This is a genomic window from Allobosea sp. P2_B12 (assembly GCF_056404835.1).
Genome location: NZ_JBFUDG010000005.1, coordinates 38,849 through 61,138, shown reverse-complemented (window position 1 = coordinate 61,138; position 22,290 = coordinate 38,849). Strand labels below are relative to the sequence as shown.

Below are 22,290 nucleotides of genomic sequence, written 5' to 3'. Positions count from 1 at the left end.
ACCGCGGCGGTTCCAGCACCATGAAGGTCACCATCCTCGGCTCCGGCGATGCCTTCGGCACAGGCGGGCGTTTCAACACCTGCCTGCATGTCGAGGCTGGAGCCGAGCGCATGCTGCTGGATTGCGGCGCCTCGAGCATGGTGGCGCTGAACCAGGCAGGGGTCGAGCGCAACGGCCTCTCGACCCTTCTCTTCACGCATTTCCATGGCGATCATTTCGGCGGGCTGCCAGCCTTTCTGCTCGATGCGCAATTCGTGTCGCGGCGGACACAACCGCTGACGATCGCCGGGCCTTCCGGCATCGAACACCGGGCCCTGCACGCCCTCGAAGCGGATTTCCCGGGCTCGTCGGCCAACCCGTGGCGTTTTCCCATCGCTTATGTCGAGGTGACGCCGGAGCAGCCGGCGAGGCTCTCCCGCATCGATGTCAGCGCCTTTCCGATGGTGCATGACGAGCGCGCCGGCCCGTGCCAGGGCTACCGGCTGTCGTTCGACGGCAAGGTTTTCGCCTTCTCCGGCGACACTGCCTGGACGGACACCCTGATCCCGCTCGCGGCCGGGGCCGATGTCCTGCTGGTCGAGTGCTACGCCTACGACATCAAGCTCGCCAACCATCTCGACTACAAGACGCTGGCGGCGCACAGGGCCGAACTCGAGACGGCACGGATCGTGCTGACCCATATGGGCATGTCCATGCTGGCGGGCCGTGATGACCTGCCCGAGGAGCGGGCCCATGACGGCATGATAATCGAGCTATGACGGCGCAATCTGCCCCGGCCATCGAACTATCGGGCATCTCGAAGCGGTTCGGGCCGGTTCAGGCCAATCGCGATGTCTCGCTGTCTGTCGCGACCGGCTCGATCCACGGCATCGTCGGCGAGAACGGGGCGGGCAAATCGACGCTGATGTCGATCCTCTACGGCTTCTACGAGGCTGATTCCGGCGAGGTTGCAATCGGCGGCAGACCACGCCGCATCCGCAGCCCTGCCGACGCGATCGCGGCGGGCATCGGCATGGTCCACCAGCATTTCATGCTGGTGGAGACGCTGAGCGTCGTCGAGAACGTTGTCCTTGGAGCGGAGGGTGGCGCCTGGCTCAGCGGCGGCGTCAGCCGGGCGCGGGCTGAGCTGGCGCGGCTGGCTCAGGATTACGGCCTCGCCATCGACCCCGACGCCATTGTCGGCGAGCTGTCCGTGGGCTTCCAGCAGCGCGTCGAAATCCTGAAGGCCCTCTATCGCGGCGCGCAGATCCTGATCCTCGACGAGCCGACCGCCGTGCTGACGCCGCCCGAAGCCGACCAGCTCTTTTCCCTGCTGCGGGCGCTCAGGGACCAGGACAAGACCGTGATCCTGATCACGCACAAGCTGCGCGAGATCATGGAGGTGACCGACAGGGTTTCGGTGATGCGGCGCGGCGAGATGGTCGCGCATCTGGCAACATCTGAGACCTCCCCGCCCGAACTGGCCGAGGCGATGGTCGGCCGGCGCGTGCTGCTCCAGGTCGAGAAGGCGCCGCGACCGCGCGGTGCGAAGGTGCTGGAGGCGATCGGGCTCGACCTCGTCGATGCGCGCGGTGTTGCGCTGCTGAGCGGCGTCAATCTGACGCTCCATGCCGGCGAGATCGTCGGAATCGCTGGCGTCGCCGGCAACGGCCAGAGCGAACTGCTCGAGGTGCTCGCCGGCCTCAGCCATCCCTCGCGCGGCGTCGTCAGACTCGGCGGGCAGATACTCTCGAGCGCCGACCGCAACCCGGCATGCCTGCGCAAGCTCGGAGTGATGCACATTCCCGAGGACCGGCATCGCACCGGGCTCGTCACCGCCTTCCCGGCGGCGGAGAATTCCATCCTGGGCTATCAGGACGATCCGGCACTCGGCCCCGGCCCCTTCCTCTCGCCGTCGACGATCGCGGCACGGGCCCGCGAAACCTTCGCGGCCTATGATGTGCGCCCGCCGGACCCTGAGCTGAAGACCGCGAAGTTCTCCGGCGGCAACCAGCAGAAGATCGTGCTCGCCCGCGAAATCGAGCGGGCACCGAAGGTCCTGCTCGTCGGCCAGCCGACGCGCGGCGTCGATATCGGCGCGATCGAGTTCATCCACCGCCGGCTGATCGCTCTGCGCGATGCGGGCGTAGCGATCCTGCTCGTCTCGGTCGAACTCGAGGAGGTGATGGCGCTGTCGGATCGCATCCTGGCGATGTGCGGCGGACGGATCACCGGCGAGCGGATGGCGGAAGCCGCCGACGAGCGCGATCTGGGGCTGCTGATGGCCGGGGTGACGGAGGAAGCGGCTTGAGCGCGGCCCCGATCGACCTACCGCGCTGGGCCGATACCGCGCTCGTGCCGCTTGTCAGCGTCGCGGCGGCGCTCGTCATCGCGGGTCTGGTCGTGCTGGGCATCGGCGAAAGCCCGCTGGAGGCAACGGCGCTGTTGCTGCGCGGCGCGCTCGGTTCGGCCGAAGGCATCAGCTTCACGCTCTACTACACCACGAACTTCATCTTCACGGGCCTGGCCGTCGCGGTCGCCTTCCATGCCGGGCTGTTCAATATCGGCGGCGAGGGACAGGCGACGATCGCGGGCATCTTCGCGGCGCTGGCCTGCCTCTGGCTCGCGCCGCTGCCGGGCGTGCTGCTGGTGCCGCTGGCGGTGCTGGCGGCGGCGGGCGGCGGGGCGCTCTACGGGCTGATTCCCGGCTGGCTGCAGGCGACGCGCGGCAGCCATGTCGTGATCACCACGATCATGTTCAACTTCCTGGCGGCGACTCTGACCGTCTATCTCCTCGTCGAGGTGATCGGTAAACCCGGCTCGATGCAGCCGGAGACGGCGGAGTTCGCCTCGCACGCCATCCTGACGCCGATGCACAGGCTGCTCGCGCCGCTCGGCGTCAAGCTGCCGGCGACACCGCTGAACAGCGCCTTCCTGCTGGCGCTCGCCGCACTCGTCGCGGTCTGGGCCCTGATCTTCCGCTCGCGGCTGGGCTACGCGATCCGCACCGTCGGCGCCAATCCGGGGGCTGCAGCCTATGCCGGCATCTCGCCGGCCCGCATCACCATGGTCGCGATGGCGATCTCGGGTGCGCTGGCAGGCGGGCTCGCGGTCAACGAGGTGATGGGCGTGCAGCACCGGCTGCTGCTCGATTTCACCGCCGGCTACGGCTTCGTCGGCATAGCGGTGGCGCTGATGGGGCGCGGCCATCCGGTCGGCGTGGCGCTCGCCGCGCTGCTGTTCGGCGTGCTCTACCAGGGCGGGGCCGAACTCTCCTTCGACAAGCCCGCCATCACCCGCGACATGGTCGTGGTGATCGGCGGCGTCATCATCCTGTTCGCCGGCGCGCTCGACGGGCTGTTCCGGCGGGTGGTGGCGAGCCTTTTGCGGATCGGGCGGGGCGACTAACGATGGACTGGGTCGCAACCTTCGCCGTCATCCTCGATTCCGCCATCCGGCTATCGGTGCCGCTGCTCTGCGCCGCGCTGGCGGGGCTCTGGTCGGAGCGGGCCGGCGTCGTCGATATCGGGCTCGAGGGCAAGATGCTGATCGCCGCCTTCGCCTCGGCCGTCATCGCGGCGCAGAGCGGCTCGGCCTGGGCCGGACTGATCGCCGGCATGCTCGCATCGATCGCGCTTTCTTTAGTGCATGGCTTTGCCGCGATCACCTGGCGCGGCAACCAGATCGTCTCCGGCGTCGCCATCAACATGCTGGCGGCGGGGCTGACCGTGATCCTCGGCAATGCCTGGTACGGGCAGGGCGGGCGCACGCCGACGCTCGAAGGGGCGGCACGCTTCGGCGAGGTTACGCTGCCCTTCGCCACGACGCTGCGCAGCCACATACCTGTGCTCGGGCTAATCTATGACGAGGTCGTCTCCGGCCAATCGGCGCCGGCCTATCTCGCCGTGCTGGCCCTGGTGGTGACGGCGGTGGTGCTCAAGCGGACGCGCTTCGGCCTGCGCCTGCGCGCGGTCGGTGAAAATCCGGCGGCGGTCGACACCGCCGGCATCTCGGTCGCCGGCTTGCGCTATGGTGCGGTCATCATTTGCGGGGCGCTTTGCGGGCTGGGCGGGACCTATCTCGCGGTGTCGCAATCGGCCGGCTTTCTGCCGCATATGACCGCCGGCAAGGGCTTCATCGCGCTCGCCGCCGTGATCTTCGCCAATTGGCGGCCCTGGCAGGCGCTCTGGGCCTGCCTTCTTTTCGGGGCGCTGGACGCGATCGCGATCCGTCTGCAGGGCGTCGCTCTGCCCGGAATCGGGCAGGTTCCGGTGCAGGCGATCCAGGCCCTGCCCTATCTGATGACGGTGATCCTGCTCGCCGGCTTCATCGGCAAGTCGACGCCACCCAAGGCATCCGGCCTGCCCTATGTGAAGGAGCGCTGAGCGCCATGGCGAGCCAGCCGGAGATGGATTTCGAGGCGCTGTTTGCCGTGGCAGCGCGGGTGCAGCCACTCGCCTATGCGCCCTATTCCCGCTTCAAGGTCGGCGCCGCGATCCTAGCCGATGACGGCGCCGTCTATCCCGGCTGCAATGTCGAGAACGCCGCCTATCCTTCAGGAAGCTGCGCCGAACAGGGCGCGATCTCGGCGATGATCGCAGGCGGCGGCCTTCGCATCGCGGCCATCGTGGTGATGGGCGAAGGCGAGATGCTGGTCACGCCCTGCGGCGCCTGCCGCCAGCGCATCCGAGAATTCGCCGACCCGAACACGCCCGTCGCAATCGCCGGGCCGGGCGGCATCCGGCAACGCTTTTCGCTGGCCGAGCTGTTGCCAGCGTCGTTCGGACCAGACAATTTGCGCCGGTGATTTGCTTTCCGGACCTCCTGCCCGGGCAGGTGATTGCGTGACCGGGGGAGACACCATGGCGGCCGATCCAGTGTTCGACCAGGCGGCATCGACCTTGATCGACCGCGGCGTGGATGGTGCGATCGAATGCGCGATCGTGCTCGGCACCGGCTTGGGTCGGATCGTCGAGGAGATGCAGGACAGGATCACGATCCCCTTCGCCGAGATCCCGGGATTTCCGGAGGGCGCGGTCTCCGGCCATGCCAAGCAACTGAGCTACGGTACGCTGCACGGCAAGAAGGTGCTGATCTTCGAGGGCCGGGCGCATTACTACGAAAGCGGCAACCCAGCCGTGATGCGCGTGCCGATCGGCATGCTGGCCGCCTTCGGCTCGCCGCCGCTGATCCTGACCAATGCCGCCGGCTCGCTGAAGCCCGATCTGAGGCCGGGCGGACTGGCCCTGATCACCGACCATATCAATCTGAACGGTCCCAATCCGCTCGTCGGCGACATCGGCGACGGGCGCTTCGTGCCGATGGTCGACGCCTATGACGTCAACCTGCGCGGACGGCTGACGCGTGCCGCGGCGAGCTCGGGCGTGCATCTCGGCGAGGGCGTCTATATGTGGTTCACCGGGCCGAGCTTCGAGACTCCGGCCGAGATCAGGATGGCCAAGTTGCTGGGCGCGGATCTGGTCGGCATGTCGACGGTGCCGGAGGTGATCTTGGCGCGGCGCTTCGGCATCCGTGTCGCCGCCGTCTCGGTCATCACCAATATGGGCGCCGGCCTGCTCGGCGGCACGCCCAGCCACAGCGAGACGCGCGACGTCGCCACGGGCGCCACAACGGGGTTGCGCCGACTTCTGCGCGCCTTCCTGTCGGAGCTCTAGGCATGTCGGACATTCTGCTGGCAAAGCGCGCGCTCGCGCTGCTCGATCTCACCGATCTCGCGGAGGATTCCAGCACGGCCAGCGTGCGGGCGCTGTGCCAGCGCGCGGTCGGTGGACCGGTACCGGTCGCCGCGATCTGCATCTGGTCGCGCTTCATCGGCGCGGCGCGAGAAGCGCTGCAAGACTCTGCGCTCGGAACCTCCCTGCGCATCGCCACGGTGGTCAACTTCCCCGCGGGCGGCGCGGATGTCGCCGCGGTCACGGATGAGACGCAGGCCGCGCTCGCTGCGGGTGCCGACGAAATCGACCTCGTCCTGCCCTGGCGAGCTTTCCTGCAGGGCGACCGCGAGAGCGCGCGTGAGATGGTCGAGCGGATCAAGCAAAGCTGCGGGGCCAAGACGCTCAAGGTCATCCTCGAAACCGGCGAGTATCCCGATCTCGACCATGTCCACGCAGCCTCGGAACTCGCCATCTCGGCCGGCGCCGATTTCATCAAGACCTCGACCGGCAAGACCACGCATTCGGCGAGCCTGCCGGCGGCGCGGACGATGCTGAACGTCATCGCGGCGGCGGGGCGTACCGTCGGCTTGAAACCATCGGGCGGCATCCGCACGCTGGCCGACGCAGCCGGCTATCTCGCGCTCGCCGACGAGATCATGGGGCCGGGCTGGGCCAAGCCTGAAACCTTCCGCTTCGGCGCGAGCGGGTTGCATCAGGTGCTGGCCGATGTGATCGCAGGCGGTACGGCGGAACAGGCAAGCGGACGTTATTGAGATGAAGCTGACGCAGGAAATCATCGCCGCCAAGCGCGACGGCGGCGAATTGCCCGATGCCGATATCCGCCAGATCGTCGCCGGCATCGCCGATGGCTCCGTCAGCGAGGGTCAGGCAGCGGCCTTCGCCATGGCGGTGTTCTTCCGCGACATGACCGTGAAGGAGCGCGTCGCGCTGACGCTGTCGATGCGTGATTCCGGCACGGTGCTGAACTGGGACGACCTGCCGGGACCGGCGCTCGACAAGCATTCGACCGGCGGCGTCGGCGACACTGTCAGCCTGCCGCTGGCGGCAGCGGTTGCTGCCTGTGGCGGCTATGTACCGATGATCTCGGGGCGCGGGCTCGGCCATACCGGCGGCACGCTCGACAAGCTCGATTCCGTGCCGGGCTATGTGACGCAGCCCGACAACGACCTGTTCCGCAAGGTGGTGCGGACTGAGGGCTGCGCCATCATCGGCCAGACCGCCGATCTCGCGCCCGCCGACAAGCGGCTCTACGCGATCCGCGACGTCACCGCGACGGTCGAGACGATCCCGCTTTTGACCTCCTCGATCCTGTCGAAGAAGCTCGCGGCCGGGCTGCACGGGCTGGCGATGGATGTGAAATACGGCTCCGGCGCCTTCCTGCCGGATTATGCCAAGGCCCGCGCTCTGGCCGATGCGCTGGTCGGCGTCGCCAATGGCGCCGGCCTGCCGACGACGGCGCTGATGACCGACATGGACGAGCCGCTGGCGAGCGCCGCCGGCAACGCGCTCGAAGTCGCCTACGCGCTCGACCACCTGACCGGGAAGCGGCGCGAGCCGCGCTTCCATGAGGTCACGGTCGCGCTGGCCGCCGAGATGCTGCTGCTCGGACGGCTCGCCGCCGATATCGACGAGGCGAGGGCGAAGATCGAAGCCGCCTTCGCCAGCGGGGCCGCGGCCGAACGTTTCGCGAAGATGATCGCCGCGCTGGGCGGACCGGCCGACCTGCTGGAGCGGCCGGAGACGCATCTCGCCGCCGCGCCGATCGCGCGGCCGGTCTTCGCCGCGTCGGCCGGCACGGTCCAGGCCATCGACACGCGCGGCGTCGGCCAGGCCGTGGTGGCGCTCGGCGGCGGGCGGACGCGGCCGCAGGATGCGATCGACCATGCCGTCGGCATCGTCGAACTCGCGGAACTCGGCGCCGCGGTCGGGCCCGACCGCCCGCTCGGCACCGTCCACGCCCGCGACGAGGCCGGGTTTGCCCGGGCGGAGGCCCGCTTGCGCGATGCCTATCGCCTGGGAGAGGGTATGCCACAGCGCGGTCGCCTGATCGCGGAACGGATCACGGAGAGTTCGCACGCATGAGCCTGCTTCTGGCAATGACCGGCTGGCATGTCGAGGATTGGCGCGCGCGCTTCCAGGCGCTGCTGCCGGACATGCCGATCGTGACGCTCGGAGAACCCTTCGATCGGCGCTCGGTGCATTACGTCGCGAGCTGGAAGCATCCGGAGGGCAGCCTCGCCGGTTTGCCCAATCTGGCGGCGGTGTTCTCGCTCGGCGCCGGCGTCGATCATCTCTTCGCCGATACGCGCCTGCCGGATGCGCCAATCGCGCGCGTGGTCGACCCCGACCTGACGACGCGGATGAGCGAATACATCGTGCTGCATTGCCTGATGATCCTGCGCCAGCAGCGCCGCTACGACGCGCAGCAGCCGCAGAAGAGCTGGGACGACGACCGCAACCAGCCGGCGGCGCGCTCGGTGCGCGTCGGCGTGATGGGGCTGGGCGAACTCGGCCAGGACGCCGTCCACAAGCTCAAGGTGATGGGCTTCGACGTCGCCGGCTGGAGCCGGTCGCCGAAGGCCATCGAGGGGCTGGCGACCTTCTCGGGCACCGAGGGGATGGCGCCCTTCCTCGCCCGCACCGACATCCTGGTCAGCCTGTTGCCGCTGACGCCCGAGACGCGCGGCACGATCAACGCCACGCTGCTCGCCGGCCTCGCGCAAGACGGGCGCCTCGGTGGGCCGTTCCTGGTCAATGCCGGGCGCGGCGGACTTCAGGTCGAGGCCGACATCCTCGCCGCGCTCGACGCCGGGACGCTGAAGGGCGCGACGCTCGACGTGTTCGAGACCGAGCCTTTGCCGGCTGAGTCACGGCTTTGGACGCATCCGGCAGTGACGGTGACGCCGCATAATGCGGCGATGTCGGAGCCCGAAGCCATCGCCACGCTGATCTCGGCCCAGATCCGGCGGCTGGAGGCCGGTGAGCCGCTGGAGCACGTCGTCGATCCCGCGCGGGGCTATTGAGCGGAGCGCTCGCTAGACCGTGCCGATTTTGTACGGAAACACCTCGTCATCCCGGCCGTAGCGAAGCGGAGCGCCGGGATCCATCATAGAGTACGACGGTGCCTTACGATGGATCCCGGAGCTGCGCGGCTTCGCCGCTTGTCCGGGATGACGAGGTGTTTCCACCCGAATGAAGCAGGCGCTAGACCTCCAAAAACGCCTTGAAGGCCTCGCCGTGATCGGGATGCCAGCGTGACAGCGGCGGGCGGTTCTCGATGATGTCGCCCATCGCCCAGGCCATGCGCTTCTCGTCCAGATCACGCGTCGTCTCCCCATCCGGGCAAAGGATGTAGAAATCGCAGGCGGCGAGGCGTTCCAGCATGAAATCGACGGTCTGTTCCGGTGTCCAGGCGCCGGCCGGCTTCTCGGTGCGGCCCCGCGCCGTCAGCCCGGTGAAGACGAAGCCGGGGATCAGCAGATGGGCGGAGAGCTGGTGGCCTTCGCGTCCACGCAATTCGTGCTGCAGCGCCTCGGTGAAGACCTTCACCCCGGCCTTGGAGATGTTGTAGGCGGGGTTTCCGGGCGGGGTGGTGATGCCCTGCTTCGAGCCGGTGTTGATGATCAAGCCGGGCTGACCGCCCTCCAGCATCGCCGGGGCGAAGACCTGGCAGCCATGGATCACGCCCCAGAGATTGACGGCCAGAACCCGCTGCCAGTCGTCCAATGGGCCGAAGATAGTGCCGCCGGGCTGGATGCCGGCATTGTTCATCAGGACATGGACGGCGCCGAAGCGCTTGATCACCTGATCGCGCAATGCCTCGACGGCGGTGCGATCGGCGACATCGACCGCCCGCTCCAACACCGTGCCGGCGGAGCCCTGCAGTTCGGCTGCCGCGGCAGCGAGCGCGGCCTCGTTGCGATCGACGAGGACGACGCTCATGCCGCGCGCGGCGAAAACGCGGGCGGCCGCCAGCCCGATGCCGGAAGCGCCTCCGGTGACGACCGCAACATGTCCGGGAGCCAGCGCAGGAAGGGATGCCATCGGTGTTGACCTCGTTGGTGTTCGGGAATGACGGCTTCAATGACACGCGATGCCGGCGCGATCGTGACGGCCATGCCTGCTTTCGGCGACCGTTCCCATCCAGATTGCGCCATGGCCCACGCTTGGACCGGATCGTCATCCGACTGTCACCTGCCCGTCTTCGTTCTGAAATCCGGCACCGCCAATCGAGCGGGGTGATGATCCCCTTCAGCCCGGAGCGTTCCATGCGCCTTTCCCTGATCGCAGCCATGCTGCTCTCCTCGACCATCCTTGCCGGCGCGCAGGACGCGCAAAAGGAGTTCCCGGCCAAGCTGCTCGGCCATGCGCTGCTGCCGGCCAACACCATGGTCGCGGCTCCCATCGACGCCCCGGCCGATCTCAAGATCTCCGGCAAGTTCATGACGCCGGGCAAGCGCACCGACGCGGTCGGCACCGTCATGGGCACCTCGAGCGGCCGCCCGACCGGTCTCTCGACGCCGTTCCAGGGCCAGCCGGTCCAGGGCTTTTCCGGCATCCGTTCGCTCGGCAATGGCGAGTTCCTGGTGCTGACCGACAACGGCTTCGGCGCCAAGGCGAACTCGCCCGATGCGATGCTGTTCTTCCACCGGATCAAGGCCGATTTCGCGGGGGGCCAGATCGAGCGCCTCGCCACCACCTTCCTGCACGACCCCGACAAGAAGGTGCCGTTCCGCATCGCCAATGAAGGCACCGAGAAGCGCTACCTGACCGGTTCGGATTTCGACCCGGAATCGATCCAGCCGATCGGCGGCAAGTTCTGGATCGGCGACGAGTTCGGGCCCTATCTCATTCGCGTCGATGCGACCGGCAAGGTCGAGGCGGTGTTCGAAACCACGGTCGACGGCAAGCCGGTGCGCTCGCCCGATCATTACGCCGTGACCACGCCGGGCGCGCCGGATGCGGCCCTGCCGGTGCCGTTCACCGCCCGCCGCTCGAAGGGCTATGAGGGCATGGCCCAGTCGCCGGATAGCCGCTTCCTCTACCCGCTGCTGGAAGGCCCGCTCTGGAACACCGAAGCCAAGGCCAATGAGCAGGTCGACGGCAAGGACGCGCTGCGCATCCTGGAATTCGATGTCGCCGCCGAGAAGTGGACCGGCCGCTCCTGGTTCTTCCCGCTCGAGGACAAGGTCAACGCCATCGGCGACTTCAACATGATCGACGGAACTACCGCGCTGATCATCGAACGCGATAACGGCGAAGGCACAGGTGACAAGGCCTGCGCTCCGGGAAGCCGCGGCCCGGACTGCTTCCACGACCTCGCCAAGTTCAAGCGCATCGTGAAGATAGAGATGACCGACGCCAATGTCGGCAAGTCGGTTCGCAAGATCGGCTTCATCGACCTGATGAAGATCGCCGACCCCGACAAGAAGGCCAAGCAGGGCGCCATCGACGGCGTGCTGCCCTTCCCGTTCTTCACCATCGAGAACGTTGATGTCGTCGATCGCGCCAACGGCGTCATCGTCGTCGGCAACGACAACAACCTGCCCTTCTCCTCCTCGCGCGACCCGAAGAAGGCCGACGACAACGAGCTGGTGCTGCTCTCGGTGAAGGAACTGCTCGACGCGAAGTGAGGCGCGAGACGTTGGACGCGGGAGCCTCGACGAAGAACCCTCTCCCATAGGGAGAGGGCAGGGTGAGGGGTCGGCCGTTTGACGCTGTGGCCGAGACCTCACCGCAGCTTTGCCAGTCCGCGTCTTACTGGTCGAGGGGCCGACACCTCACCCCTGCCCCTCTCCTTACAGGAGAGGGGTTCCCCGCGCCTCTCTTGCTCAGCTTCTGAGCGCTCCCGGCCCGGGCACCGCCCCGGCCGGGCATTTGCCCGAGATGATCATGCCCAGGACCTCGTCCTGGGTGACGTCGCCCATCCGGGCAGTGCCGACGACGCGGCCGTTCTTCATCACGCTGACGCGGTCGGCGAGGTCGAAGACGTCGTGCAAATCGTGGCTGATCAGGAAGATGCCGATGCCCTGGCGCTTGAGCTCGAGGATGAGTTCGGCCACCTGTCTCGTCTCGGCCGGGCCGAGCGCCGCCGTGGGCTCGTCCATAATCAGCACGCGGGCATTGAAATAGATCGCCCGTGCGATCGCGACCGACTGGCGCTGGCCGCCCGAGAGCGCCTTGACCGGCTCCTTGAAGCGGCGGAAATGCGGGTTGAGCCGGCCCATCACCTTGCGGGTCTCGGCCTCCATCGTCGAATCGTCGAGGGTTCGCCAGGGCGTCAGCAATTCGCGCCCGAGGAAGATGTTGGCGGCGGCGTCGACATTGTCGGCGAGCGCCAGCGTCTGGTAGATCGTCTCGATGCCGTGGCGCTTGGCGTCGCGCGGACTGCCGATCGAGACCGGTTCGCCATTGACCCGGATCTCGCCGGAATCGGCCCGGTAGGCCCCGGACAGGATCTTGATCAAGGTCGATTTGCCGGCGCCGTTATGGCCGAGCAGGCCGACGACCTCGCCGGGATGAAGATCGACGCTAACCGCATCGACCGCCTTGATGCCGCCGAAGGCGATCGAGATGTCGCGCATCTCGACGAGGGGGCTGGTGATATCCATGGCGCTCACCCCAGCCGCTTGCGATAGAGGCCGTCGAGCCAGACCGCGATCACCAGCACGAGGCCGACGACGATGTTCTGCAGCGGCGTGTCGACGCCGATCAGCACCATGCCCGATTGCAGCGACTGCATTACCAGCGCTCCCAGCATCGCGCCCGCGATCGTGCCGACCCCGCCGGCGAGCGAGGTGCCGCCGATCACCGCGGCGGCGATGACGTAAAGCTCGTCAAGCGCGCCGGCGGAGTTCGTCGCCGCGTTCAGCCGCGCCGTGGCGATGCAGGCGGAGATGCCGACGAGCGCGCCCATCAGCCCATAGACCAGCATCACCACCTTGCGGGTGTTGACGCCCGACAACTGAGCCGCTTCCGGGTTGCCGCCGATGGCGAAGACATAGCGGCCGAAGCGCAGCCGTGTCGCCAGGAAGGTGATGGCGACACCGACGGCCAGCGCCAGCAGCACCGGCACGGCCAGACCATGGCCGATCACGAGCCCGCCCTCGGGCCAGACCTGGCCGCGCGCCGCCGTCWGGCGGCGCGCGATGCCGGCCGGCAGCGCATAGGCGTTGGCGACCATGACGGTCGCGACGACCGCGCCGCAGTCCAGCGCCGCGATCGCCACATCGGCCCAGAGCGGACGCAGGGAGAAGCCGAAACGCCGGCGGCGGCGCCGCGCGACGACGCTGCCCACGGCGATGGCGGCGCAGATCGCCAAACCGATCGCCCAGGAGGCGCTGGTGCCGATCGCTCCCTCGATGCCGCCGCCGAGCGGGCGGAAGCGCGAATCCATCGGCGCGATGGTCTGGCCCTGCGTCACCCACCAGGCCGCGCCGCGCCAGACCAGGAGCCCGCCCAGCGTCACGATGAAGGAGGGAATGGCGAGCCAGGCGATCAGCGCGCCCTGCAGCAGGCCGATGACGCCGCCGAGCGCAACCGCTGCCACGAGGCTGACGATCCAGGTGGCGGGATGCTCGAAGCCCCAGAGCTCCGGCAGCAGCCTGACCTGGATCAGCCCGACGACCATGCTGACGAAGCCGAGCATGGAACCGACCGACAGGTCGATGTTGCGGGTGACGATGACCAGCACCATGCCGCAGGCCATTACCGAGATGGAAGCCGACTGGACCAGCAGGTTCCAGAGGTTGCGCGGCGTCAGGAAGGCGCCGCCGGACAACCCGTCGAAGCCGAGCCAGATCACTGCCAGCGCGGCGACCATACCGATCATGCGCGGATCGAACTCGATCTCGCGCAGATGATCGGCGAGGCTCTTGCTGCTCACATCCTCGCTATCCTGCGCCGACGTGGCCGGCGCGGGCGCCTCAGTCACAGGCCTTCACCTTGCCGGCCGCGACGCCCTGGCAGACGGCCGATTTCGGCGCCCAGCCGGCGTCGATCACGACCTTGAGATTGTCCTGCGTCACCGGCACGGGCTTGAGGAACAGGGCCGTCATGGCCTGCTTGGCCGGACCCTGATTCCAGATTGCCGAACCCGCGACCTCGGTCAGCTTGGCCCCGCCGGCGAGCTTGATCGCGATCTCGGCGGCGGTGCGCCCGAGCTCGCGCGCATCCTTCCAGATCGTCACCGTCTGCGTGCCGAGCGCGATCCGGTTCAACGCGGCGCGGTCGGCATCCTGCCCGGAGACCGGCACCGAGCCGGCCAGCCCCTGCGCGGCCATGGCGGCGATGGCGCCGCCGGCGGTACCATCATTGGCGGCGATGACGGCATCGACCTTGTTGGCGTTGCGCGTCAGGATCTGTTCCATGTTCTTCTGCGCATTGGCGGGCAGCCAGCCATCCGTCGAGGCCTCGCCGACATTCTTGATCTTGCCGCCATCGAGGGCAGTCTTCAGGACCTCGACCGAGCCCTGATAGAGGAAAGCGGCATTGGGATCGGCCGACGAGCCCTTGATGAAGACGTAGTTGCCCTCCGGCTTGGCCTTGACGATCTCGCGCGCCATCATGCGGCCGACCTCGACATTGTCGAAGGTCAGGTAGAAGGCCTGCGGGATCTCGATCAGCCGGTCATAGCCGACGACCGCGATGCCCTCGTCGACCGCCTTCTGGACGGCGGGCCGGATCGCCTGCGCATCCTGCGCCAGCACGATCAGCGCCTTGGCGCCGCGCGAGATCAGGCTCTCGACATCGGTGAGCTGCTTGGCCGGCGAAGACTGCGCATCGGCGGAGAGATAGGTGCCGCCGACCTTCTCGATGGCCGCCTTGATCGCGGCCTCGTCGGTCTTCCAGCGCTCTTCCTGGAAGTTCGACCAGCTCACGCCGATGACCGGGCCCTTGGCCTGGGCCAGCGCCGGCAACGAAGCGGCCGATGCCGCCAAAGCGACGCCGGCAGCAAGCAATATCTGTCTGAACATGGCGATCTCCCGCGTTTCCTCTGACCTTGCGCTCTCTTTTTTGGATCGCGTCGTCAGCGTCCGGAGCGCCTGGGCGGAAGGTGAACCTATCGCGGGACGAGCGTCAAGCGACCCTTTTATCGGGGGAGTCGCAGAGGTCGTTGAGCAGGCAACGCTCGCATTCGGGCCTCAGCGCCTTGCAGGTGTAGCGGCCATGCAGGATCAGCCAGTGATGCGCGTGCCGGCCGAACTCCGGCGGAACCGCCTTCTCCAGCCCGAGCTCGACCTCGAGCACGTTCTTGCCCGGAGCGATGCGCAGGCGGTTGGCGACGCGGAAGACATGGGTGTCGACCGCATGGGTGATCTCGCCGAAGGCGATGTTGAGCACGACATTGGCGGTCTTGCGGCCGACGCCGGGCAGGCTTTCGAGTTCGGCGCGCGTCGTCGGCACCTGCCCGCCGAACTGCTCGATCAGCTTCACGCAGAGCGCAATGACGTTCTTCGCCTTGGTGCGGAACAGGCCGATCGTGCGGACGTGGTCGCGCACCACGTCCTCGCCGAGCGCCAGCATCTTCTGCGGGGTGTCGGCGATCTCGAAGAGCTTGCGCGTCGCCTTGTTGACCCCGACATCGGTCGCCTGGGCCGAGAGCACCACGGCCACCAGCAGGGTGAAGGCGTTGACGTAGTCGAGCTCGCCCTTGGGCTCGGGGTTCGCCGTCTGAAAGCGCGTGAAGATCTCGCGGACGCCAGCGGCGCTGCGTGAGCGCGGCTTCGTGATCCGCGCCTTCGGCGCAGCGCGGCGCTGGCGGCTGTTCTCTTGCGTCATCGGGGCGTTATAGTGGGCGCATGGACCTCGGCAAGCGCCATTCCGGAGTGCGCGACGACGACGCCTCGGCGGCCGTCGAGCGCCCCGTCTTCGACGCCACGATCACGCCGCATCGCTCGCTCGGCCAGAACGGCTTCCGCGTCGTGATGACGCTGGTCTGCCTCGCCAGCATCGTCTCCTCGATTCCCTTCGTCGTGCTCGGAGCCTGGCCGGTCGCCGGCTTCTTCGGCCTCGATGTGATCGCGCTGTTCATCGCATTCCATGTCAATTTCCGCCATGCGCGCGCCTTCGAGCGGATCATCGTGACGCCACTCGAGGTGCTGCTGCGCAAGGTCTCGCATCACGGCCGCGAGGCGGTCTGGCGCTCCAACCCGGCCTGGACCAAGCTGGAGCGCCAGGACGACGAGGATTACGGGCTGATGCGGCTTAGCCTCGTCTCGCGCGGGCAGAGTGTCGCGGTCGCCGCCGCGCTCTCGCCGGGCGAGCGCGCGGGCTTTGCCGATGCGCTCGGCGCCGCACTGGCAAGTGCGCGACGCGGCGCCGATTTCGGAACGGCTTAAGCCGTCTTCAGGGCTTGGCGTCGAGGAAGGTCCGGACGAGCTTGACCGTCGCGGTGGGGTTCTCCTCCATGATCCAGTGGCCGGAGTCGGGCACGACCGCACCCTGCACATTGCTGGCGGCGAACTTCATCACCTCGGCCATGGTCAGCCCGAAGGATTTCTCGCCACCCAAAGCCAGCACCGGCATGGTGAGCTTGCCCGCCGCGACGAAGACCTTGTTGTCGGTCGCGTCCTGGTCGAAGGCGGCGAATTGGGCGAAGCCGGCATGCATCGCGCCCGGCTTGGCGTAGAGCGCGGCATAATGCTTCCGCGAGGCTTCGGTGAAGCGGCTGGGCGTCGCGGAGAACTCGTTCCAGAAGCGGTCGAGATAGATGCGCTCGCGGCCGGCGACGAGGCGTTCCATGTCGGGGCCACCGAAGCGGAAATGCCAGAGCAGCGGGTTCTTGAGGATCTCCTCCCAGGGGCCGACACCCGGCAGCGGCGCATCGATCAACACGAATTTCGTGACGCGGTCACGATTTTGGGCGGCAAAGGCGTAGCCGACCATGTTGCCGATATCGTGCGTCACCAGGTCGACCTTGCCGATCTTCAGCGCATCGAGAACGCCGGCGACATCGGCGCCTTGCGTCTTCTTGTCGTAGCCGCCCGGCGCCCTCGATGAGAGCCCCATGCCGCGCAGGTCGGGCACGACGACGGTGTGGTCGCGAGCGAGATCGGCAGCCATCGGACCCCACATGTCGCCGGTCTCGCCATAGCCATGCAGCAGGACGACCGCCGGTCCCTTGCCGCCGACGCGCACATGGATCGTCGTGCCGTTGGCCTTGATCGCCTGCGTCTTGAAGCTCGGCGGGAATGCGACGACCTGCGCGGCTGCGGGCGCTACCAGGACTGCAAAGCCAATCACGGAGGCCAGAAATCGAAACATGTCATATCCCCCAAATGCGTCCGGCGGATCGCCGGCTCGACCGAGAGAATGAGCTTGCCATGGCGTCGGTCATAGCCGTCTAATGGCGAAATTGGCTTCCGGAATTGCCGAACAATGCTCAAGCTCGACGGTGTCGCAGCCTTCATTGCCGTGGCCGAGGCGGGTTCGATCACCGCTGCGGGACGGCGCATGGGCCTGGCGAAATCGGTCGTCAGCGAACGCCTCGCCGAACTCGAACGCAGCCTCGGCGCGCGACTGCTGCAACGGACGACGCGCAAGCTCTCGCTGACGGAGAACGGGCTGACGTTTCTGGCGCGCGGCCGCAACCTGCTGCGCGACGCCGAGGAGGCGATCGGCGAGTTGGCCGAACGGCGCGGCGCGCTGGCGGGGCCCTTGCGATTATCCGCGCCGGTGAGCTTCGGCATCCTGCATCTGGGGCCCGCACTCTATCCCTTCCTCGCCGCCCATCCCGAGATCGCGCTGAATCTCGAACTCGACGACCGCTTCGTCGATGCCAGCGCCGACGGGTTCGACGCGGTGATCCGGCATGGCAAGGTCCACGACACCCGTCTCGTGGTGCGCCATCTCGCCAGCAGCAGCCGTGTGCTCGCCGCCTCGCCGGCCTATCTCGAACGCCATGGCCAGCCGGCTTCTGCCTCCGAACTGAGCCGGCATCGCGCCATCCTCTACGCCAACCGCGACACCGACTGGCGTTTCGAGGGGCCAAATGGCGTGGTTATCGCGCGCCCGACCGCCGCGGTGCGGGTCAACAACGGCCTGATGATGCGGGACGCCGCGCTGGCTGGCGCCGGCATCACCCTGCTGCCGACCTTCATGATCCATCCGGAGCTGGCGCGCGGCGCGTTGAGCGTCGTCGATATCGGTCTTGAGGCCGAGGGCGCCGACGTCCATCTCGCCTATCCGAGCCAGCGCAGCCCTTCGGCGAAGATCGCGGCCCTGACCGAGCATCTGCGCCGGAGTTTCGGCACGCCGCCCTATTGGGAGCAAGGCGCCTAGACGGCAGGTTTGCCAGCTTTCGGGTGGGATCGACCTCGCCCAAAGCCTAGTTTCACATCATGACCAATGATGAGAAGGTGACAGCGATGACCGCTCATATCCAGAAGCTCGGCGTGATGACGCCGACCCGTTTTTCCAACGCCGTGCTGGCGCGCGCCACCGAGGCGATGCCGGCCGAGGCCGATTTCCCCTCCGTCGCGCCGGGCTCCGACTACGACACGGTGCGGCGCATCCTTGCCTACATCACCGAGAACTGGCGCGCGCAGCCGACGATCGAGGCGATCGCGGAGGCCGCCGGCGCGACGCCGACAGATGTCCACCACCTGTTCCGGCGCTGGTGCGGCCTGACCCCCAAGGCCTTCCTGCAGGCGATCACGCTCGACCATGCCAAGGGCCTGCTCGGCGCGTCGGCCAGCGTGCTCGATACGGCGCTGGAGGTCGGGCTGTCGGGACCCGGCCGGCTGCATGACCTCTTCGTGACGCATGAGGCGATGTCGCCGGGCGAATGGAAGGCCGGCGGCGGCGGCCTATCTCTGGCCTATGGCTTCCACGCCTCCCCCTTCGGCGAGGCGCTGGTCGTGACGACTGAGCGCGGGCTTGCCGGGCTCGGCTGGGTGTCCGACAGGCTCGATGGCGGCAAGGTCGTCGGCGGGCGGGCGGAGGCGCTGGCCGACATGATGCGGCGCTGGCCGCATGCCGATTACCGCTTCGACCCGAAGGCCACGGCACCCTATGCGGCGCGTATCTTCGATCCAAAGGCGTGGGCGGCCGAGAGGCCGCTGCGCGTCGTGCTGATCGGTACGGATTTCGAGGTGCGCGTCTGGGAGACGCTGCTGCGGATTCCGGTCGGGCGCGCCACGACCTATGGCGATGTCGCCTGCCAGATCGGCAAGCCGACGGCAGCGCGCGCTGTCGGCATGGCGGTCGGCAAGAACCCGATCTCCTTCGTGGTGCCCTGCCACCGCGTCATCGGCAAATCCGGCGCGCTGACCGGCTACCATTGGGGCCTGACCCGCAAGCGCGCCATCCTCGGCTGGGAGGCCGGCCAGACGGCGGCCGCCTGAGACGTCGGCCCCTCGAACTGCCGAAATCGCGTTCCAGGCCGGGTTAGCCGCCGATGATCTCAGCGAAGCACGCGGGCAGAGCGAAGCCATGGCGCAGCGGATCGTCCGCCTCGATGACGAATGTCCCCTCGCCGGCGAAATAGCCGGCGCCGCCGACGGCGACAGTGACGGCGCCGGGCACAGGACCTTCAACCTCTTCCAATACACGGCCTGTAAACGTCCCGCCGGTGATGCTGCGGAAACGCCGCGTCTGTCCGGCTGCGACGAGCCCCTTGGCATGGTCCAGCGCCATGCGCGCGGTGACGCCGGAGCCGGTCGGCGAACGGTCGATCTGCGCTTCCGCGAAGATGCAGAGATTGAAACTGTCCTCGCGAGGGCCGGCCTCGTCGGTGACGATCGTGCCATAGAGGAAGCCGAGATCAGGCTCGGTCGGATGCGTGATGGCGAGCGTCGAACGGACCCTGTCGGTGAGGGCTGCGGCCGCATCGGTCAGCGTCGCGACGGGCGTATCGAACAGATCGAGCGCGAAGCGCGAGGCCGGCAGGATGCAGTAGAAGGCGCCGCCATAGGCGATGTCGGTGGTGATCGCGCCGAAGCCCGGCACCTCGACGACGAGATCCCGTGCGAAGACGAAGGCCGGCACGCTCTCGAAGACGACGCTTTCGACCTTGCGGCCGCGCACTGCACATTCCAGCCGCAGCAGGCCGCAAGGCGCCTCGATGGCAAAGCGGGTGACGGGCTCGACCGCGGGCACCAGCCCGTGCTCGATGGCATAGCGGCCGAGCGCGATGGTCGCGTGGCCGCACATGGTCGAATAGCCCTCGTTGTGGGTGAACAGCACGCCGAAAGCCGCATCGGGATGCGAGGCGGCGACCGGGATCACGCCATACATGCCGGCATGGCCGCGCGGCTCCAGCATCATCGCCCGGCGCAGATGATCGTGGTTCTCGCGGGCATCGCGGCGCTTTTCGAGGATCGTCGCGCCCTTAAGCTCGGGATAGCCCGATGTGACGATGCGAACCGGCTCGCCGCAGGTGTGATAGTCGAGATAGCCCAAGTGCATCGTCGCGGTTCCGGTGTCAGGTGGCGGTTCGGCGCGGCGGATCGCAGCCGGGCCGCGTGCAGCCATCGGCCGCGACGGCGCAGGCGAAGACCAGCGCAGCCTGGAGATCGTCCTGGGTTGCGGCGGCGAAGCCTGCCCCGAGCCTGCCGCGTGCCGCCAGCACCGCAAGAAAGCCGCCGATGAAGGTATCGCCCGCGCCCACCGTGTCCGCAACGATCACCGGCAGCGCCGACGCCGTCAGCGCTGTATCCCGGCCGTAACAAACAGCGCCGTCCGGCCCTTGCGTGACCAGCACGAGACGCGCGCCGAGACCGTGCCAGCGCCGGGCGATCCGCTCGGCCGGCTCGCCGGGATGGAGCCAGGCGAGGTCGTCCAGGCTCGCCTTGACGACATCGGCCTGGGCGATGCGCGCCTCGATCAGGGGAAGCGCCCGCTCCCGCTCCGGCAGAATGGAGGCGCGGATGTTGACGTCGTAGCTGACGGTCGCGCCGGCCTCGCGGGCGCTGGCGGCGAGACGTCCTGCGGCCTCGCCGGAAGGACCGATCGTCGCGCCGAAGGAGGCGGCGTGGAGATGCACCGCGCCTTGCGGCATCTGGCGCGGCGTCCCCTCCGGCTCGGCATGGGCCGTGCCATCGAGATGCAAGCCGAATTCGGGCACGCCGCCGGGTCCAAGCGGGGAGACGATGGCGATGGCCGTCGGCAAGGGGCTGTCGTGGATGAGCGCGGTGCCGATGCCTTCCGCCAGCAGCGCGGCGCGGAAGCGGCGGCCGAGCGCGTCGGTGGAGAGCGGTCCGGCATAAGCTGGCTTCGCGCCGAAACGGGCGAGCGCCAGCGCCGCGTTGAAGCCGGAGCCGCCGAGCACCGCCTCGTAGTGCCGGCCTTCCGCATCGCGCGGGATGAAGTCGCCGATCGCCTCGCCGACGACGAGGATGTCGGCTGCACTCACAGCAGGCCGCGCTTCGCCAGGCTGCGCATCAGATGCGAGGCGCCGAAGGTCCAGGGCTCGCATTCGTCGCTGCGGCGCATGCGGTTGACCAGGGCGCCGAGCTCGGGCGCGGCGATGGTGACGATGTCGCCGTATTTATGGGTGAAGCCGCCGCCCGGCGTGTCGCGATCTTTGATGGGTGCGAACATGGTGCCGAGATAGAGCGCCGCACCGTCGGGATACTGATGATTGGCGTTCAGCATCTGGCTTGCGAGATCGGCCGGATCGCGGCTGATCTTGGCGATCGACGACGAGCCCTCCAGCGTGAAATCGTCCTCGCCCTCGACCGTCAGGGTGACCGTGGTGTTTCTGATATGGTCGAGCGTGAAGGCGGCATCGAACAAGCGGATGAACGGGCCGATGGCGGCCGCGGCGTTGTTGTCCTTGGCCTTGCCCAGCAGAAGCGCCGAGCGGCCCTCGACATCGCGCAAATTGACGTCGTTGCCGAGCGTGGCGCCCACGATGCGGCCATCGGAGGCCACGATCAGCACGACCTCCGGCTCGGGGTTGTTCCAGGTCGAGATCGGATGCAGGCCAGCGTCGAAGCCGGTGCCCACCGAGGACATCGGCGGGGCCTTGGTGAAGATCTCGGCGTCCGGCCCGATGCCGACCTCGAGATACTGGCTCCAGGCGCCCTGCTTGATCAGCACGTCCTTGAGCTGCATCGCCTCGGGCGAGCCGGGCTTCAGCTTCGAGAGATCGTCGCCGATCAGCTTTTCGATCTCCTCGCGAATGGCGACCGCCGCTTCGGGATTGCCGCGCGCCTTCTCCTCGATGACGCGCTCCAGCATCGAGATGGCGAAGGTGACGCCGGCCGCCTTCACCGCCTGGAGATCGAGCGGCGACAGCAGCCAGGGCTCGCCCGTATCGCGGCCATCGATGGGCGTGTTCGCCAGAATGTCCGCAAGCGTCCCGATCGGCTCGCCTTCTGCCGCGCGCAACTCGGCGGCGGGATCCTTCGCCTCGCAGAGGTCGCGGCTGGTCGGGAAGGCTCGGCTGACATCGACCAGTGCATCGCCGCGCAGGGTGACGATGGCCGGCCCCGCGACATCGGGACGCCAGACGCGGCCGAGCAGAGTTGCATCGCCGGCATCCTTCGGCAGGGTCTGGTCTGGCGTCAGCGAAAAGCGCGGCATGGCTGGGGATCCGTCGAACGACTGGGTGGGCGGGGAGAACAGCCGCTTCCGGCCCAATACGCAAGACCCTTCCCGCCCGAGGCCG

The 22,290-nt window shown here is 68.0% G+C and carries 22 protein-coding genes; 13 read left to right on the top strand and 9 right to left on the bottom strand.

The features are described 5' to 3' along the window. Positions 1–20: 20 nt before the first annotated feature. The 9 genes from AC1DYU_RS14000 to AC1DYU_RS13960 are packed head-to-tail and all read left to right on the top strand — an operon-like array spanning position 21 to position 8,698. Positions 21–758, top strand: coding sequence for an MBL fold metallo-hydrolase (locus tag AC1DYU_RS14000; RefSeq protein ID WP_476792151.1), 738 nt, complete (start codon positions 21–23; stop codon positions 756–758). Beyond that, positions 755–2,290, top strand: a complete 1,536-nt coding sequence (locus AC1DYU_RS13995) for an ABC transporter ATP-binding protein (protein ID WP_476792150.1) — start codon at positions 755–757, stop codon at positions 2,288–2,290. Before AC1DYU_RS14000 ends, AC1DYU_RS13995 begins: the two co-directional genes overlap by 4 nt. Then, a complete protein-coding gene (locus AC1DYU_RS13990; protein WP_158482751.1) occupies positions 2,287–3,387 on the top strand; it encodes an ABC transporter permease in 1,101 nt (366 codons plus the stop codon). Before AC1DYU_RS13995 ends, AC1DYU_RS13990 begins: the two co-directional genes overlap by 4 nt. Positions 3,388–3,389: 2 nt before the next feature. Further along, a complete protein-coding gene (locus AC1DYU_RS13985) occupies positions 3,390–4,364 on the top strand; it encodes an ABC transporter permease (protein WP_158482752.1) in 975 nt (324 codons plus the stop codon). Between the two features lie 5 nt (positions 4,365–4,369). Next, positions 4,370–4,786, top strand: a complete 417-nt coding sequence (locus AC1DYU_RS13980; RefSeq protein WP_158482753.1) for a cytidine deaminase — start codon at positions 4,370–4,372, stop codon at positions 4,784–4,786. 55 nt (positions 4,787–4,841) lie between these two features. Further along, positions 4,842–5,654 carry a purine-nucleoside phosphorylase gene (locus AC1DYU_RS13975; protein WP_476792149.1) on the top strand — a complete coding sequence of 271 codons (813 nt, stop codon included), beginning with the start codon at positions 4,842–4,844 and terminating at the stop codon, positions 5,652–5,654. Positions 5,655–5,656: 2 nt separating this feature from the next. Beyond that, complete coding sequence (gene deoC, locus AC1DYU_RS13970) at positions 5,657–6,427, top strand: deoxyribose-phosphate aldolase (RefSeq protein ID WP_476792148.1); 771 nt, start codon at positions 5,657–5,659, stop codon at positions 6,425–6,427. A 1-nt stretch (position 6,428) separates the two neighbouring features. After that, positions 6,429–7,757 carry a thymidine phosphorylase gene (deoA, locus tag AC1DYU_RS13965; RefSeq protein WP_476792147.1) on the top strand — a complete coding sequence of 443 codons (1,329 nt, stop codon included), beginning with the start codon at positions 6,429–6,431 and terminating at the stop codon, positions 7,755–7,757. Then, entirely contained in the window at positions 7,754–8,698 is a 945-nt protein-coding gene (locus AC1DYU_RS13960) for a 2-hydroxyacid dehydrogenase (protein WP_476792146.1), read from the top strand. The genes deoA and AC1DYU_RS13960 overlap by 4 nt, the downstream gene beginning before the upstream one ends. A gap of 181 nt (positions 8,699–8,879) precedes the next feature. Here AC1DYU_RS13960 and AC1DYU_RS13955 read toward each other — a convergent pair whose 3' ends face one another. Then, the gene (locus AC1DYU_RS13955; protein ID WP_476792145.1) at positions 8,880–9,719 is read right to left on the bottom strand and encodes an SDR family NAD(P)-dependent oxidoreductase; all 840 of its coding nucleotides are present in this window, start codon (positions 9,717–9,719) and stop codon (positions 8,880–8,882) included. Positions 9,720–9,943: 224 nt separating this feature from the next. On the opposite strand from AC1DYU_RS13955, the gene AC1DYU_RS13950 reads away from it, so the two are divergent. Then, the gene (locus AC1DYU_RS13950; RefSeq protein WP_476792144.1) at positions 9,944–11,308 is read left to right on the top strand and encodes an esterase-like activity of phytase family protein; all 1,365 of its coding nucleotides are present in this window, start codon (positions 9,944–9,946) and stop codon (positions 11,306–11,308) included. 198 nt (positions 11,309–11,506) lie between these two features. Here the strand turns inward: AC1DYU_RS13950 and AC1DYU_RS13945 are convergent, their stop codons facing one another. From AC1DYU_RS13945 to nth, 4 genes are all read right to left on the bottom strand, one after another. Beyond that, positions 11,507–12,286: an ATP-binding cassette domain-containing protein gene (locus tag AC1DYU_RS13945; protein ID WP_476792143.1), complete on the bottom strand. Its 780-nt coding sequence runs from the start codon at positions 12,284–12,286 to the stop codon at positions 11,507–11,509. 5 nt (positions 12,287–12,291) lie between these two features. Continuing rightward, positions 12,292–13,560, bottom strand: a complete 1,269-nt coding sequence (locus tag AC1DYU_RS13940) for a sugar ABC transporter permease (RefSeq protein ID WP_476792142.1) — start codon at positions 13,558–13,560, stop codon at positions 12,292–12,294. A gap of 40 nt (positions 13,561–13,600) precedes the next feature. After that, the gene (xylF, locus tag AC1DYU_RS13935; protein ID WP_476792141.1) at positions 13,601–14,650 is read right to left on the bottom strand and encodes a D-xylose ABC transporter substrate-binding protein; all 1,050 of its coding nucleotides are present in this window, start codon (positions 14,648–14,650) and stop codon (positions 13,601–13,603) included. Positions 14,651–14,753: 103 nt separating this feature from the next. Beyond that, on the bottom strand, positions 14,754–15,455 hold the full coding sequence (gene nth, locus AC1DYU_RS13930; protein WP_476792140.1) for an endonuclease III: 702 nt from the start codon (positions 15,453–15,455) through the stop codon (positions 14,754–14,756). A gap of 20 nt (positions 15,456–15,475) precedes the next feature. Here nth and AC1DYU_RS13925 point away from each other — a divergent pair, with 20 nt between their 5' ends. Further along, positions 15,476–16,015 (top strand): DUF2244 domain-containing protein, encoded by a 540-nt coding sequence (locus AC1DYU_RS13925; RefSeq protein WP_476792139.1) that lies wholly within the window; start codon positions 15,476–15,478, stop codon positions 16,013–16,015. A gap of 7 nt (positions 16,016–16,022) precedes the next feature. Here the strand turns inward: AC1DYU_RS13925 and AC1DYU_RS13920 are convergent, their stop codons facing one another. Further along, entirely contained in the window at positions 16,023–16,940 is a 918-nt protein-coding gene (locus AC1DYU_RS13920; protein ID WP_476792138.1) for an alpha/beta fold hydrolase, read from the bottom strand. A gap of 114 nt (positions 16,941–17,054) precedes the next feature. Between AC1DYU_RS13920 and AC1DYU_RS13915 the strand changes: the two genes are divergently transcribed. Together AC1DYU_RS13915 and AC1DYU_RS13910 are read left to right on the top strand one after the other, a co-directional pair. Then, entirely contained in the window at positions 17,055–17,957 is a 903-nt protein-coding gene (locus tag AC1DYU_RS13915) for a LysR family transcriptional regulator (RefSeq protein WP_476792137.1), read from the top strand. 167 nt (positions 17,958–18,124) lie between these two features. After that, positions 18,125–19,021, top strand: a complete 897-nt coding sequence (locus AC1DYU_RS13910) for a methylated-DNA--[protein]-cysteine S-methyltransferase (protein WP_476792401.1) — start codon at positions 18,125–18,127, stop codon at positions 19,019–19,021. A 43-nt stretch (positions 19,022–19,064) separates the two neighbouring features. Here the strand turns inward: AC1DYU_RS13910 and AC1DYU_RS13905 are convergent, their stop codons facing one another. The 3 genes from AC1DYU_RS13905 to AC1DYU_RS13895 are packed head-to-tail and all read right to left on the bottom strand — an operon-like array spanning position 19,065 to position 22,205. Then, on the bottom strand, positions 19,065–20,084 hold the full coding sequence (locus tag AC1DYU_RS13905; protein ID WP_476792136.1) for a proline racemase family protein: 1,020 nt from the start codon (positions 20,082–20,084) through the stop codon (positions 19,065–19,067). Positions 20,085–20,100: 16 nt separating this feature from the next. After that, on the bottom strand, positions 20,101–21,030 hold the full coding sequence (locus AC1DYU_RS13900) for a carbohydrate kinase family protein (protein ID WP_476792135.1): 930 nt from the start codon (positions 21,028–21,030) through the stop codon (positions 20,101–20,103). Further along, positions 21,027–22,205 (bottom strand): fumarylacetoacetate hydrolase family protein, encoded by a 1,179-nt coding sequence (locus AC1DYU_RS13895; protein ID WP_476792134.1) that lies wholly within the window; start codon positions 22,203–22,205, stop codon positions 21,027–21,029. The genes AC1DYU_RS13900 and AC1DYU_RS13895 overlap by 4 nt, the downstream gene beginning before the upstream one ends. Positions 22,206–22,290: the final 85 nt, after the last annotated feature.